Source organism: Streptomyces sp. NPDC046939, from assembly GCF_040644575.1.
GTDB lineage: Bacteria > Actinomycetota > Actinomycetes > Streptomycetales > Streptomycetaceae > Streptomyces.
On record NZ_JBEYWV010000007.1, the window covers coordinates 218479 to 232048 of the forward strand.

A 13570-nucleotide genomic window follows, 5' to 3' on the forward strand; every position below is an offset into this window, starting at 1 on the left:
TTGGAACCATCTGTGACCAGCACCGAACTCACCGCCCCCGCCACCGGCCTGCCCCGCCTCGTCCCCGGCCCCGCCACGCCCTACCAGGGGGACATCGCGCGGTACTGGGACGGCGAGGCCCGGCCCGTGAACCTGCGGCTCGGCGATGTCGACGGTCTGTACCACCACCACTACGGCATCGGTGAGGTCGACCACGCCGCGCTCGGCGCCGAGGGCGACAAGGACAGCGAGCAGAAGCTGATCGCCGAGCTGCACCGGCTGGAGTCGGCGCAGGCCGAGGTCCTGCTGCGGCACCTCGGCACCATCGGCCGCGGTGACACCCTGGTGGACGCGGGCTGCGGGCGCGGCGGCTCGATGGTGATGGCGCACCAGCGCTTCGGGTGCAAGGTCGAAGGAGTCACCCTCTCGGCCAAGCAGGCCGACTTCGCGAACGGCCGCGCCGCCGAACTCGGCATCGAGGACCATGTGCAGGCCCAGGTGTGCAACATGCTCGACATGCCCTTCGAGAGCGGGCAGATGGCCGGCTCGTGGAACAACGAGTCGAGCATGTACGTCGACCTGCACGACCTGTTCGCCGAGCACTCCCGCATCCTGCGGGTCGGCGGCCGGTACGTGACGATCACCGGCTGCTGGAACCCGCGCTACGGGCAGCCCTCGAAGTGGGTGTCGCAGATCAACGCGCACTTCGAGTGCAACATCCACTCGCGCCGGGAGTATCTGCGGGCGATGGCCGACAACCGCCTCGTGCCGCAGGCCGTCATCGACCTCACGCCCGACACGCTGCCGTACTGGGAGCTGCGGGCGACGTCCTCGCTGGTCACGGGGATCGAGGACGCGTTCATCAACTCGTACCAGGACGGGTCGTTCCAGTACGTGCTGATCGCCGCCGACCGCGTCTGACGCTCCACGCGGAACAGGAACAGGAACAGGACAGAGAGGGCCCGGGCGACCGGGCCCTCTTTGCCGTGCGCTCTGCCCGGCCGGACGCGACTCCAACCTCGTAGCGACACAACAGAGCGTCGAGCGCTTCGATTTTGAGCACTTTGCCCATGCATCCGGTCCGAAACGCTCGATCTTTGTGCACTTGGTCGATTGCTATGCACCTGGGCGCAAATACATGCTGGCGAACAAGACGCTGATGCAAGGAGCCACCGTGCCGCATCGTTCCCAGCCGAACCGATCCACCCTGTCGACGGAGTTCGCGCCCGTGCTCTCCCGGGCCGTCTACAGCCTGAACCACCACCACACCCAGGGGCTCGTCCGCCAGACCCTGGCGGAGGTGGGCCGACATACGAGCGGCCCCGTCACCGCCGCCACCGTCGAGGACGACATCGCGCTCTGGGTCTCCGTCCTCGCGGGAGAACTGCCCGCCCCGGAGCTGGACGCCGCGTTCGAGGCACGTGCCGAGGCGCACACCCGGGCCGGTCTCTGCGCAGAGGACAGCCTCGTACTGCACCACGCGTGTGTCGAGGTGTTGCACCGCGCCTTGGTCGGCCGCCTTCCGGACACCCGGTTCCGGGAAGCGATGGAGCGGGTGTTCCTCAGTACGGCCCTGAAGGCGCTGCGGGTGGCGAACGCCTCCGTGGTGCGGGGGTGGCCGGAGAAGGCACAGGCCGAACCCGAGGCCGGTCACGGGCCGGGCGGGAGCCGAGGCCCGGCCGATGCCGCGCCGCGCTGGTGCCTCGTCTCCCTGCGGAGCCCCGGCAGCGGCGGGAAGGACGCGCTGCGCCGGTTCCGGGTGGCCAACCCGGACGCGGTGATCGCCACGGCGGAGACACATGTGACCGCCTTCACGCGGCACCGGCCCGCCGAGGCCGACGTACTGGCGCCCCACGCGCTCGCCCCCGTCCCCGACGGCGACACCGGGGCCGCGGCGCGGCAGGCCGCACTGGCGGCCGTGGTCGCACGGCACTACGGGCGGTCGCTGACCGCGGAACAGGTGTCACCGCTGGTCGCGGCGCTCGACATGGCGGCGAAGGACCGCGGCGCGTTCGTCACCGCACACCTCGGCGCGCTGCACACCGACCCCCGCCACCGGCACCTTCAGCAGACCCTGGCCGCCTACCTCGCGCACAACCTGTGCTCCTCCTCGGCCGCCCGCAGCCTGTACATCCACCGGCACACATTGACGTACCGGCTGCGTTCCATCCGCGTCCTGACCGGCCTCGACCTCCATCACCCCCTCGACCGGTTGCAGGCCGAACTCGCCCTGCTCCTCAGCGACGCCGACGCCGTGTTCGCCGTTGCCCGCCGGCGCAGCGCCTAGGTGTGTTGCTTCACAGCGACAGGAGCGGGGCGAACGGGCAGACTCGCGCCATGGTGGACATGAAGGCGTTCCAGGACGCGGTGGCCCGATGGGCGGCAGGCGGCCCCGGCGAACCCGCACGACAACTGGCAGACAAACTCGGCGTGCGCACCGCCGTACTGCTCGAAGGGCTCAGCGACCTCGCGGCCGTGGAGGCGCTGGCCGCCGCGCGAGGCCGGGACCTGGCCGCCGAAGGCGTGTGCGTGGTGTCGATGGGTGGCGCCATGAGCGTCGGCCGCTACGCCGGTCTCCTCGGCCCGACCGGTCTCGGTCTGCGCCTGACGGGGCTCTGCGACGAACGCGAACGGGGCTTCTACGAGCGGGGGCTCGCACGGGCGCGGGCGCGGGCCGACGCCCTCCACGTGTGCGCCGCGGACCTGGAGGACGAACTGATCCGCGCGCTCGGCACCGCGAAGGTCGAGGAGGTCTTCCGCGCCGAGGGGGACTTCCGGGCCTGGCAGACGTTCCGGCGCCAGCCCGCACAGCTCGGCCGCTCCCCGCACCAGCAGGCCCGGCGCTTCCTCGGCACGAAGAAGGGCCGCAAGATCCGTTACGGCCGTCTCCTCGTCGAGGCCCTCCCGCCGGACCGCACACCTCCACCGCTCGACACCCTCTTCGCCCACCTCCACACATGAGACACCGGACCCCGCACACCCGGGCCCGCACACCCGCACACCCCCAACAACTCACATGCGTTCCCTCCCCCGCCTCTGCGATCCTGCCCGCATGGCGCAGAGTCTCGAATCGCTGGTCGTCCGGCACACCCACCGCCTTCCCGCCCCCGCCGGTTCCGCCGGTCAAGGGGCCGTCGCCGCGCGGCAGTTCGACGCCGCGCTGGCCTCGGTCGGCTTCAAGCTGTCGGCGCCGCTGCTCGCACGGCTCTCCGGACTGTCCGAGGCGGCGGTCCTGCACACGGCCAGGCGGACCCTGCGCACCGTCGCCGAGATGGTGGGCGACCACGTACGCCACAACACGTATTTCATCGACTTCCCCGCACATGTGCCGGACACCGAGGAGTTCTGGGCCCGGTGCGTGGCGGAGGCCCTCGCGGACGGGACCGCCCGGGACGAGGTCCTCGCGCAGTTGGCGCACGGACCGGTCAACCTGCTCAGCCTCCCCGCCTACGGCCGCTACCGGCACACGTACGAGGACATGTGTGCGCGCCACGACGAGCTGATCGCGTCGGCGGGCGACCGGGTCACCGTCCTGCACCTCGGCCGGGGCCTGGACGATGAGGTGACCGCGCTGTACCTGGCGCTGGCGGGCAGCGCCACGCCGCTCGGCGAGGACAATTTGCGCGACCTGCGTGTGCTCGCCGCGCGGTGTGCGTCCGGCCCGCAGCCGGAGGCGATCCCGGTCCGGGAGAACCGGGCGGTCGTCAACGAGGCCCGTCTCGCGGCGGGCGCCGAACCGCTCCTCGACACCGTCACCGACGTGCTGCGGCTCGCCTGCGCACTGTCGGGCGGTGACGTGACCCTGCGGGAGCCGACCCGGTTCCGCACGCTGCCCCGGCCGGTGCGCCGCGCGCTGCTCGCGGGGCTCGACGCGGTGGTCGCGGCGAACCCCGCGAAACTCGCCGACGTGCACGCCCACCGCGAGCCCTTCAAGCGGCTCGGCGAGCGGCTGCACCCGCACGAGTACCCGCGCTGGCCGCACGCCGCCGACGTGTTCGCCGTCGCGCGGGGCGAGAAGGAGGCCCGTACCCTCGGCAGCCGTGTCGAGGCGCTGCTCGACGCGTCGGACGTGCCCGGGGCGGTGAAACTCCTGGAGACCGCTCCGGGCAGGCTGTTCCGCGCCCTCGACCACCTGCTGCGCACCGCCGACGGCCAGGCGGAGCGGGACGTGGTCGTGGCCGCCGCGGTCCGGGCAGCCCCGGAGGTGTCCGGCCGGGTCGTGCTCGCCGTGCGCGAACACCTGCACAACCGGCAGCGGGAGACCGGCGCGCCTCGCATCTTCGTCAACCGCCGGGGCCGCGCCCGGGTGGTCCCGGACGCCCGGCGGCCGGTGCCCTCGGCGGACCGCGACCGGCTGGCCGCCGCCCTCGACGCCGAACTGCGCCGCAGGCTCCCGGTGCCGGGCCGGCTGCTGCTCGACCCGGACGTCCTCGACGTGGCGCTCCCGCTCAGCGGCAAGGCGACCGCGGCCGGGCTCGGCGTCCTGCCGCGCGGCTCGGTCTCCCGGGTCGACGGCGACCGCCTGCGTTTCTTCGTGCACTGGAAACAGGCCGGGCGGCGCACCGACTTCGACCTGTCCGCGCTGCTCCTGCGCGGCGACTACAGCACCGACACCTGGCTCTCCTACACGTCCCTCAGGACGGTCGGGGGCCGGCACTCGGGCGACATCACCGAGGCGCCCGACGGGGCGTCGGAGTTCATCGACCTGTCCCTGGACCGGGTGCGCAGCGCGTTCATCGCTCCGCAGGTCGACATCTACGCGGGCGAGGGCTTCGACGAGGTCGAGGAGTCGTTCTTCGGGTTCATGGTGCGGGACGGCGCGCAGAAGGGCCGTCCGTTCGAGCCGCGTACGGTCCGGATGAAGTCGGAGCTGCGCGGGACCGGCCGGGTCGCGCTGCCGCTCGTCTTCCGGCGCGGGGACGACGGACGGTGGCGCGCCAAGTGGCTGCACCTGTATCTGACGGGCGTCCCGGAGGGCAATCAGGTCGAGGACAACCAGGCGTCGGTGTCGGCGCTGGTGCGCGCCGTCGTGGAGCGCGAGCAGTTGACGGTGGCTCACCTGGCCGACCTGATGTGCGGCGAGGGCACGGTCGTGGAGCTGTGGGAGAGCGGCGACGCGGTGCCGGACGAGCCGGTCACGTACATCGGTCTGGAGCGGCCCGAGGGGCTGCACCCGGACTCCCGCGTGATCACCCTGGAAAACCTGCGCGACGTGGTTCCGGCCTGAGTGCTAGCGTTGCCGACGGCGAGGCCATGAAGGGGCTTCCTTCTCAACTCTTCTCATAGTTCCGAGCCCTTTCGCTCTCCTCGCCCTCTTTCTTCTCCTCCCGCCCGGCCTCGTCGTCCGCCCGGGACGCGCGCCGTCCCCGGGTCACCGCGAGGACGCTGCCCACCACGGCGATCACCGCGATGGCGATGGCGATGCTGAGCCCGCCCTCGGTGTCCCAGTACACGTCCTCCAGGCTGATCAGCAGGGCCGCCTCGTCGATGACGAGGGCCATGCCGACCCCGTACGCGAGACCGAGCCAGGCGCGGGCCCTCGGTGAGCTCTCGGAGAGGGCCGTGGCGCCGACGATCATGAGCAGCAGGATGCCCCAGACGTAGTGGTGGAGGTGGACCCCGCCCGCGCTGACGTCGCCGAAGCCGCCCACGTCGATGTGGATGAGCCAGGTGAGCAGCCGCATCCCGCCGAAGGTGAGGGTGAACCCGTACCAGGCGAGGACGTAGCCGCGGCGCTTCGGGGAGATGCCGGGCAGCAGCCGCAGCAAGGGCGCGAACGACTTGGTGTCCTTGCCGGTGCGGTGCGGGTCGCGCAGGGGCGACGACATCATGCGGGTCCTCCGGGGCCGTCCGCCGTGAACTTCTGGATCAGCGTCGCCATGGCGTCGGGCGCGCTGTAGTGGGCCGCGTGGGCGGCGCCGGGGATCTCGGCGGTCCGGCCGTCGCCGACGAGGGAGGCGACCCGGCGTGTCCAGGACGGCGACGCGAGGGGGTCGCCCTCGCCGCGCACGACGAGGGTCGGGGCGTGGACCTGTTCCAGGTGGGCCTCGAACGACCAGGCCGCGTCCCGCAGCGCGTGCCGGTACTCGGCGGCGCACCGCGGGAGGCCGGTCACGAGGTAGTCGGAGACGGCGATGCCGAACAGGCGCAGCGGTTCGCGGGGCGCGTCCTTGATCAGCAGTGCGCACTGGCGCCAGGCCGGTACGGCGGGGTCGAGCGCCGGGCCGACCAGGACCAGGCGGCTCACCATGTCCGGGTGCCGGGCCGCGAGGGCGGCGGCGACCTGGCAGCCGACGGAGTTGGCGACCAGCAGGACCGGCCCGAGGGAGTGCTGCCGGTGCCAGTGCGCCAGGGCGCGGGCGTGCTCGGCGACGGTCGGCGCGCGGCCCGCGGCGCCGCGCGAGCGCGCGTTGCCCGGCAGGTCGGGCACGAGGACTCGCGCTCCCTGCGCGGCGAGGCGTCGTGCGAGCGGCACGAAGTAGCGGCCGGAGAGGCCGAGTCCGTGGACGAGCACCACGGTCGGCTCGCCGTCGCGCGGTGGCGTCCCGAACGCGCGGGTGAAGATTCCGCCCCTTGTCGTCACATGCATCGTCCCACCCTTACCTCGCGTACGGTCTCCGGGCCCGGCTGCCTCACCGGGCGCGGGGAGATCCCACTCGTCGGACACGGCGAACGGGGGGGGTGGGCGTGGTGCGGTGGTGCTCGGTGTTCACGTACGGGCTCGGCCTTCCGTGGTCATGGCGACCGGTTGCCCGTGCCGTACGGAAGTAATCGGATCTGTCCGCGGCCGGGGTCAGGCTCTGCCGAGCACACAGAACTCGTGGCCCTCCGGGTCGGTCAGGCACTTCCACGACACGTCGCCCTGGCCGAGGTCGAGGTCGGTGGCGCCCAGCTCGCGCAGGCGCGCCACCTCCGCCTCCTGGTCGTCGCCCGCGTACGGCAGCAGGTCGATGTGGACGCGGTCCGGCACGCTCTTCGCGCCTGTGCGGAGGAATTCGATGTAGGGGCCGACGCCCTTCGCGGAGCGCAGCCGCGCGTGGTCGTCGTCGACCTCGTGGAGCGTCCAGTCCGTGGCCGCGTCCCAGAACGCGGCCATGGCCCGCGGGTCGGCGCAGTCGATGACGATCGCGGCGATCGGGCCGGTGTCGCGGTACAGGGCGCGCGGTTCGAGCACGCAGAACTCGTTGCCCTCCGGGTCGGCGAGGACCACCCAGGGCACGTCGCCCTGGCCGATGTCGACGGGGGTGGCGCCGAGCGCGCGCAGGCGGGTGACCAGCTCCGTCTGGTGCGCCCGCGAGGTGGTCGCGAGGTCGAGGTGCACGCGGTTCTTCGTGGCCGACTTGGGTTCCGGGACGGTGACGACGTCGACGCAGACGGCGGACGCGTCCGGCCAGACGAATCCGCCGCCGGGTTCGACGTTGGTGACGCCGGGGGCCTCGCTGGACACGTTCCAGCCGAGCGCGGCCGCCCAGAAGCCGCCGACCACCGTGTCGTCCAGGGCCTTGATGTTCACGTTCACGGGTCGCAGTGCCATGACGGCGACCCTACGCATCCGGCCCGGGCGCCGACAGGTGGCGTCACCGAACGGAGATCATGCGCGTCCGGCGCTAGAGCTTCGGCTGCCAGGGGACGACCTTGTAGTCGCCCGTGCCCTGCTTGACCTTCTCGTAGGGCGCGGAGCTCACGCACTTGGGCATGGAGCCGGTCTCGACGGGCGTGCCGGTCGCGGCCCAGCTGTAGCCGAGCCGGTCGTGGCGGCCGATGTCGTGGACGGTGACGCCGACCTGCTTGCCCTTGGCGCCGGGCAGATCCGAGTCGGTGATCACCCCGGAGACGACGGCCACCTTGCCGCCGGTGACCAGGCAGTTGACCTTCGCCTTGGCCCAGGCGCCGCGGCCCTCGGCGTAGTGGCTCCACTCGAAGGTCCCCGTCGCCCGGAGCGGGTTGTCGTTGTGCTTCGCCGCCAGGTGCGCGTCGAAGGAGAAGGTGATGTCGTCCCCTGCCGAGCGGTACAGCTTCGCGGTGCCGGTGAGGGCGGCGGCCTCCCGTCGGTGGTGGTCGCCGGCGCCGGCGCCGGACGCGGCGGCTGATCCCGCCGCCGCGGCGGTGAGCAGGAGGGTGGCACCCAGTACGGCGGTTTTCTTGCGGCGGTTCATACCGGTCCCTTCGGTGGGTCGATCGGACAGCCCCACTCTCCGGGCCCGGCGCCCTGGCCACATCACGCCCGAGGCGTCATCGGGCGTCCGTCCCAGGGTGGGAGATCCCCCGCGGCGTGCGCCCGCGGGGGGACCTGTACGTACGACCACTGGACGTGGATGACCGAGCGGCGGGGTTCAGGACGGCGGCGCGGGCACCGGGTGGTGGTCGAGGGCCTCGGCCACGTGGACGAGGTTGGAGGCCATGGCGCGGCCGGTCGACGCCGCCCAGTCGTGGCCCCGTTCGTCGTCGAGGTAGTCCGGGCCCGGTCCGGGGCCCAGGTGCCAGTAGGTCCACGCCTGGCCGGGGACGGTGTAGCCGATGTCGCCGAGGGCGCCGTTGATCTCGCTGATGACGTGGTGGGCGCCGTCCTCGTTGCCGGTGACGAGCGTTCCCGCCACGCGGTTGTAGGCGACGGGGCGGCCCTCGTCGTCGGTCTCGCTGAGCATGGCGTCCATCCGCTCCAGGACGCGCTGGGCGACGGAGGAGGGGCGGCCGACCCAGGTCGGGGACGCGATGACCAGGATCCGCGCCGCGAGCAGCTTCTCGTGCACGTCCGGCCAGTCGTCCCCCTCCCCCATGTCCGTCTCGACGCCGGGCCTCAGGTTCAGGTCGACGGCCCGTACGAGGTCGACGTCCACGCCGTGGCCCTGGAGGGCGGCGATGACCGTGCCCGCGAGCGCCTCGGTGTTCGAGGGCTGCGGTGACGGTTTCAGGGTGCAGTTGATGACTAGTGCGCGCATGGGGCGACTGTCCCCGCTGCGCACAGGTGCCGAGCGCTCCTGACGCACATTCACCCGGGCGTGTGCGCAGGTGTCTCAAGCGGCGTCGAGCAGGGTGTCGAAGGCGGACGGCAGCCGCTTCCACGCCTCGCGCCCGGCCGCGTACTCCGCGTCGGTGAGCAGGCACGAGTCGAGCAGCCGGGCGAGGTTGTCGCGGTCGAGGCCGGGTGAGGTGAAGACGAGGTGCTGGCAGCGGTCGCCGTGCGCGGGGTGCCAGTCGAGCGCGGCGGCCGCCCGGCGCACCGGCGGGACGAGGTCCCAGGCGGCGTCCGGCAGGGAGGCGAGCCAGGGCCCGGCGTTCTCCACGCACAGGGCGCCGCCCGCCGCGTCCCACGCGAGCAGGGTGTCGGGGCGGTCCGCGAGCCAGAACCGGCCGCGGCTGCGCGCGGCGGCGCAGCACAGGTCCTCGAGGGCCTGGTAGAGGCGGCCGGGGTGGAAGGGCCGGTCGTGGTGCCAGACGAAGGTGACGACCCCGGCCGCGTCCGCCTCCTGCGGCAGCAGGGCGCAGGCCGGGTGCTGGGCGGCGGCGGCCGTCTCCACGTCGAACCCGGCGAAGGCGAGGCGGGCGAGTTCATCGGACCCTGCGGCGACGTGCCGGGCGAGGGGGTGCAGTTGGGCGAGGAGGGCGCGGTCCTCGTCGTCGGCCTCGTCGCTGTCGACGACGGCGAGGACGGGGGCGTACTCCAGTTGCCTGGCCCAGGTGTCGCTGACGGTCCGCTGGTCGCTCGCCGCGGCCGCGAGGCCCACGTCGGCGAGGTCGTCGCCGTTGCCGAGGCAGGGCAGGACGAGGGCCGGGTCGACGGCCGTGACGACGTTGGTGAGGGCGAGCGTGTCACCGGCGTGCGCGGCGACGACCTCGGCCATGGCCCGGGGTTCGACGGAGTCCCACAGCTCGACGACGGCGAGCCGGGTGAGGCCGCTGTCGGCCAGCCGCTCCAGTTCGGGGACGAGGTCCTCGCGCAGGGCGCAGCACGCGCAGTCGTTGACGAGCGCGGTCTCGCCGCGGGACAGCTCGCCGGTGGCGTCGCGCACCACGCGCAGGACGGTGCCGTCGCTCGCGGTGGACAGGTCGTGGTGGAGGGCGACGCTGTCGGGGACGGTGCGCAGCAGGCCCTCGACCGTCGCGCGGCGTGCGGCGGAGTGGAGCCCGGCCACGATCACGACGGGCATGCGGGTTCCGTGGTTCATAGGTGTCCTTCGGGCGACGGGGCGAGCCCCGGGGGCTCGGTCGGTGTGCGGGCGGGGTGCATCGCGGCGGATGCCATGCCGTACTCTAATGACAATGGTTTCCATTTCCAAGTCATCCGTCCGCATGCGCTGCACCTCGCACGACCGCGTGCGCTCCCCGAAAGGCAGGTCATCGTGTCCGCCCACTGCCAACTGACCGGCGCCCAGCCGGGCTTCGGCAACTCCATCTCCCACTCGCACCGGCGCACCTCGCGCCGCTTCGACCCCAACATCCAGCGCAAGCGGTACTGGCTGCCGAGCGAGGGCCGGTACGTCCGCCTCACGCTCAGCGCGCGCGGCGTCAAGACCGTCGACCGCATCGGCATCGAGGCCGCGGTCGCCCGCGTCCGCGCCCAAGGAGGCAAGGTCTGATGGCCAAGAAGAGCAAGATCGCGCAGAACGAGAAGCGCAAGGCGGTCGTCGCGCGGTACGCCGCCCGCCGCGCCGCACTGAAGGCGATCGTCCGGCGCCCGGACACCCCACCGTCCGAACGGGCCGCGGCCCTGGCCGAGCTGCGGCGCCAGCCGCGCGACGCCAGCGCGACCCGGGTCCGCAACCGCGACAGCGTGGACGGCCGCCCGCGCGGCCACCTCCGCAAGTTCGGGCTCTCCCGCGTACGGGTGCGGGAGCAGGCGCACGCCGGGTATCTGCCCGGGGTCACCAAGTCGTCGTGGTGAGCGCCGCGTAGACCGGTCGCGACGGGCCCGCGCGGCGCCACGCCGCGCCCGCGGGCCCCGGCCGGTCCCTAGGCGGGCTCCTCCTCCCGGGCGAACCGCTCGTTGGCCCGGTCGATCTCCGGCATGTGCGTCTCCGCCCACTCCCGCAGCACCGCCAGGGGTCCGTCGAGCGAGAGGCCGAGCGGGGTGAGCCGGTAGAACACCCGTGGCGGCACGGTCGGTTCGACGCGCCTGGCGACCAGTCCGTCGCGGGCCATCCCCCGCAGGGTGACCGAGAGCATCTTCTGCGAGATGCCCGGCATGCGGCGCCGCAGCTCCGCGAAGCGCACCTCCCCTGCCTCCTCGGCCAGCACCTTGACCGCCATGGACACCCATTTGGTGCCGATGCGGTCGAGGAGCTTGCGGGTGGGACACTCCGGGGCGAAGAGATCACCGCGCGGACCGGTCGTGCCGCGCGCCACCGAGTCGGTCACCTGGACCTCACCACCTGTCGCGAAAGTGCCGCCTTCCGGCGCTCAGCCTAGTCACTTAGCGTGCGGTGGTATCCGACGGTTACCGCCCCCCGTCACCGGCTTCTCGAAAGGCGCGCCTTGTCCTCCCTATCCGCCTCTCCCCCGCCCCGATCCCGGCCCCAACCCCAACCCCGGCCTCCGGTCGAACTCCGTAGCGTCCGGGCCAACGGCGTACGCCTGAACGTCGCGCTCGCCGGGGACGGCCCCGCCGTCCTCCTGCTCCACGGCTTCCCGCACACCTGGCGGGTCTGGGAGCACATGCTCGGCCCGTTGGCCGCACGGCACCGGGTGATCGCGCCCGACCTGCGCGGGTTCGGCGCCAGCGAGCGCGCCGCCGCGGGCTACGACGCCGACACGCTCGCCGACGACGCCCGCGCCCTGCTCACTTCCCTGGGCGTCACGTCCGCCGCCGTGGTCGCCATCGACGCGGGCGTGGCACCGGCCCTCTCGCTCGCCCTGCGCCACCCCGGACTCGTACGGCGGCTGGCGGTCATGGAGGCGGTGGCCGGCGGGCTGCCGGGCGCGGAGGAGTTCCTGGCCGGTGGTCCCCCGTGGTGGTTCGGGTTCCACGCGGTGCCCGGGCTCGCCGAGTCCGTGCTGGACGGCAATGAGGCGCGGTACGTGGACTTCTTCCTCGACAGCGGAACCCTGGGCGAGGGCGTGCCGCCCGCCGTGCGGGACGCGTTCGTCGCCGCCTACACGGGCCGCGAGGCCCTGCGCTGCGCCTTCTCGTACTACCGCGCCCTGCCCGAGAGCGCACGCCAGATGCGGCGGGCCGTGGAGCGGGCGCGGTTCACCATGCCCGTCCTGACCGTCGGCGCACAACCGGTGGGCACGGCGCTCGAACACCAACTGCGCCCGCTCGCGGACGACCTGACGGGGCATCGGCTCGACGACTGCGGTCACATCGTGCCGCTGCACCGGCCCGCCGCCCTGTTGCGGATCCTCAGCCCCTTCCTCGGGTGAGCGTCCTCTGGAGCGCCCGCGCCATCGCCTCCTGCCCCTTGGCGTTGGGGTGGGCCGGGGCGGCCGGTGAGGTCGGGCTCAGCGGTTCGATCCAGCGGTCGGCGGGCGCCTGGCACATGTCGTGTCCGACCGTCGGCCGATACGTGTCGACGTAGTCGGCCCGGTTCAGGTGTGCCACGGCGCGCAGCATGAGGTTGAGGCGTTTCTGGGTGTCCCGCAGGTAGGGGAAGTCCTTGGCCGCGAAGGGGACGGTCGGGTAGCAGCCGGTGCCGTCGTCGGGGAGGAGGTCGGGGTAGCCGACGACGACCACGCGCGCGTGGGGCGCCTTGGCGTGCACGGCCCGCAGGACGCGGGCGACCTTGGGCGCCGTCTGCAGGATCTTCAGCGTCAGGGCGTCGTGACCCGCCGCGCCGTAGTGCCGTCGGCACGGGTCGCCGGAGAGGTCTTGCGCACTGAGCCCGGCACACGTGCCGATGATCGAGCCGAAGCCGATGTCGTTGCCGCCGATCTGCAGGGTCACGAGGTCGGTGTCGCGTCGTACGGCGTCGAGTTGGGGCTCGTTGGTGCCTTGCGCCTGCCACATCTCGGCGGTCGTCGCGCCGCCGCAGCTGACGTCCGTGAACGACGTGACGTGACGGTCGCGGGCGGTGAGCGAGGGGTAGTTGTGGTCGGACCGGGCGCATTGCGCGTCGACCTGGGCCGGGATGCCGGGCCCCGAGGTGTAGGAGTCGCCGAGCGCCACGTACGACGAGCGGTGCCCTCTCGACTGCTCGTCGGGGGCGGCGGCCGTGGCTGTCCCGGTCGCTCCGGCGGCGAGCGCGCAGCTGCTCAGCGCGGCGAGCGCCACCGTCGTCCATCGCCTGGTCGCCGTTGCGGCCGTGCGCTTCCGACGCGTCATGATGCCCCTCCCTTTGGAACCGGATCTCCGGAAGATGCGCACCATACCCCGCGCCGAGGGCCGTTGGAGTGGCGCGGACACCGCTCATATGACTCACGCATGTATGCGTAAGGGGCGGATTGCCTCGCTTTCGGCCTCCGAATGAACGAATTCGCTTTCCTCTCGCGTCCTTGCCCGTGCGAAACACGCAATGCGCGCGTTTGGCCACATGTGTCCGTTCAAAGCCCCCCACACACCAGCAGCAAAGGCGCATTCATGGGCTGCCGCCGCTTTCCCGTCCGTCTGACGCTCGGGTTCCTGCTCGCCGTCCTGGCGTGCGCGTCGCCCGCGATG

15 protein-coding genes are annotated in these 13570 nt (G+C 72.7%); 7 read left to right on the plus strand and 8 right to left on the minus strand.

The window, feature by feature from the left end:
- The first annotated feature begins 12 nt into the window (after positions 1–12).
- From ABZ877_RS10485 to ABZ877_RS10500, 4 genes are all read left to right on the plus strand, one after another.
- On the plus strand, positions 13–900 hold the full coding sequence (locus ABZ877_RS10485) for a geranyl diphosphate 2-C-methyltransferase (RefSeq protein ID WP_361067526.1): 888 nt from the start codon (positions 13–15) through the stop codon (positions 898–900).
- Positions 901–1153: 253 nt separating this feature from the next.
- Positions 1154–2266, plus strand: coding sequence for a helix-turn-helix domain-containing protein (locus ABZ877_RS10490; RefSeq protein WP_361067529.1), 1113 nt, complete (start codon positions 1154–1156; stop codon positions 2264–2266).
- A 50-nt stretch (positions 2267–2316) separates the two neighbouring features.
- Positions 2317–2940: a TOPRIM nucleotidyl transferase/hydrolase domain-containing protein gene (locus ABZ877_RS10495; protein ID WP_361067532.1), complete on the plus strand. Its 624-nt coding sequence runs from the start codon at positions 2317–2319 to the stop codon at positions 2938–2940.
- Between the two features lie 91 nt (positions 2941–3031).
- Positions 3032–5206 (plus strand): hypothetical protein, encoded by a 2175-nt coding sequence (locus ABZ877_RS10500; RefSeq protein WP_361067535.1) that lies wholly within the window; start codon positions 3032–3034, stop codon positions 5204–5206.
- Between the two features lie 43 nt (positions 5207–5249).
- On the opposite strand, the gene ABZ877_RS10505 is transcribed toward ABZ877_RS10500, so the two are convergent.
- The 6 genes from ABZ877_RS10505 to ABZ877_RS10530 all read right to left on the minus strand — a co-directional run bounded on the left by ABZ877_RS10505 (position 5250) and on the right by ABZ877_RS10530 (position 10145).
- Positions 5250–5810: a hypothetical protein gene (locus ABZ877_RS10505; RefSeq protein ID WP_361067538.1), complete on the minus strand. Its 561-nt coding sequence runs from the start codon at positions 5808–5810 to the stop codon at positions 5250–5252.
- Positions 5807–6568 (minus strand): alpha/beta hydrolase, encoded by a 762-nt coding sequence (locus ABZ877_RS10510; RefSeq protein WP_361067540.1) that lies wholly within the window; start codon positions 6566–6568, stop codon positions 5807–5809. Before ABZ877_RS10510 ends, ABZ877_RS10505 begins: the two co-directional genes overlap by 4 nt.
- A 204-nt stretch (positions 6569–6772) precedes the next feature.
- Positions 6773–7513, minus strand: a complete 741-nt coding sequence (locus tag ABZ877_RS10515; protein ID WP_361067543.1) for a VOC family protein — start codon at positions 7511–7513, stop codon at positions 6773–6775.
- A gap of 73 nt (positions 7514–7586) precedes the next feature.
- Positions 7587–8135, minus strand: coding sequence for a Repetin (locus ABZ877_RS10520; protein ID WP_361067546.1), 549 nt, complete (start codon positions 8133–8135; stop codon positions 7587–7589).
- Between the two features lie 177 nt (positions 8136–8312).
- The gene (locus tag ABZ877_RS10525) at positions 8313–8918 is read right to left on the minus strand and encodes a flavodoxin family protein (RefSeq protein WP_361067549.1); all 606 of its coding nucleotides are present in this window, start codon (positions 8916–8918) and stop codon (positions 8313–8315) included.
- Positions 8919–8993: 75 nt separating this feature from the next.
- Entirely contained in the window at positions 8994–10145 is a 1152-nt protein-coding gene (locus ABZ877_RS10530; RefSeq protein ID WP_361067552.1) for a GTP-binding protein, read from the minus strand.
- Between the two features lie 174 nt (positions 10146–10319).
- Between ABZ877_RS10530 and rpmB the strand changes: the two genes are divergently transcribed.
- Together rpmB and rpsN are read left to right on the plus strand one after the other, a co-directional pair.
- Positions 10320–10556, plus strand: coding sequence for a 50S ribosomal protein L28 (gene rpmB, locus ABZ877_RS10535; protein ID WP_361067555.1), 237 nt, complete (start codon positions 10320–10322; stop codon positions 10554–10556).
- On the plus strand, positions 10556–10861 hold the full coding sequence (rpsN, locus tag ABZ877_RS10540) for a 30S ribosomal protein S14 (protein WP_361067558.1): 306 nt from the start codon (positions 10556–10558) through the stop codon (positions 10859–10861). The genes rpmB and rpsN overlap by 1 nt, the downstream gene beginning before the upstream one ends.
- Positions 10862–10929: 68 nt before the next feature.
- Here rpsN and ABZ877_RS10545 read toward each other — a convergent pair whose 3' ends face one another.
- Positions 10930–11334, minus strand: a complete 405-nt coding sequence (locus ABZ877_RS10545) for a helix-turn-helix domain-containing protein (RefSeq protein ID WP_361067561.1) — start codon at positions 11332–11334, stop codon at positions 10930–10932.
- Positions 11335–11550: 216 nt separating this feature from the next.
- Here ABZ877_RS10545 and ABZ877_RS10550 point away from each other — a divergent pair, with 216 nt between their 5' ends.
- Complete coding sequence (locus ABZ877_RS10550) at positions 11551–12339, plus strand: alpha/beta fold hydrolase (RefSeq protein ID WP_361067620.1); 789 nt, start codon at positions 11551–11553, stop codon at positions 12337–12339.
- Here the strand turns inward: ABZ877_RS10550 and ABZ877_RS10555 are convergent.
- On the minus strand, positions 12320–13237 hold the full coding sequence (locus tag ABZ877_RS10555) for an SGNH/GDSL hydrolase family protein (protein WP_361067564.1): 918 nt from the start codon (positions 13235–13237) through the stop codon (positions 12320–12322). The two genes, ABZ877_RS10550 and ABZ877_RS10555, sit on opposite strands and share 20 nt — an antisense overlap.
- Between the last annotated feature and the right edge of the window lie 333 nt (positions 13238–13570).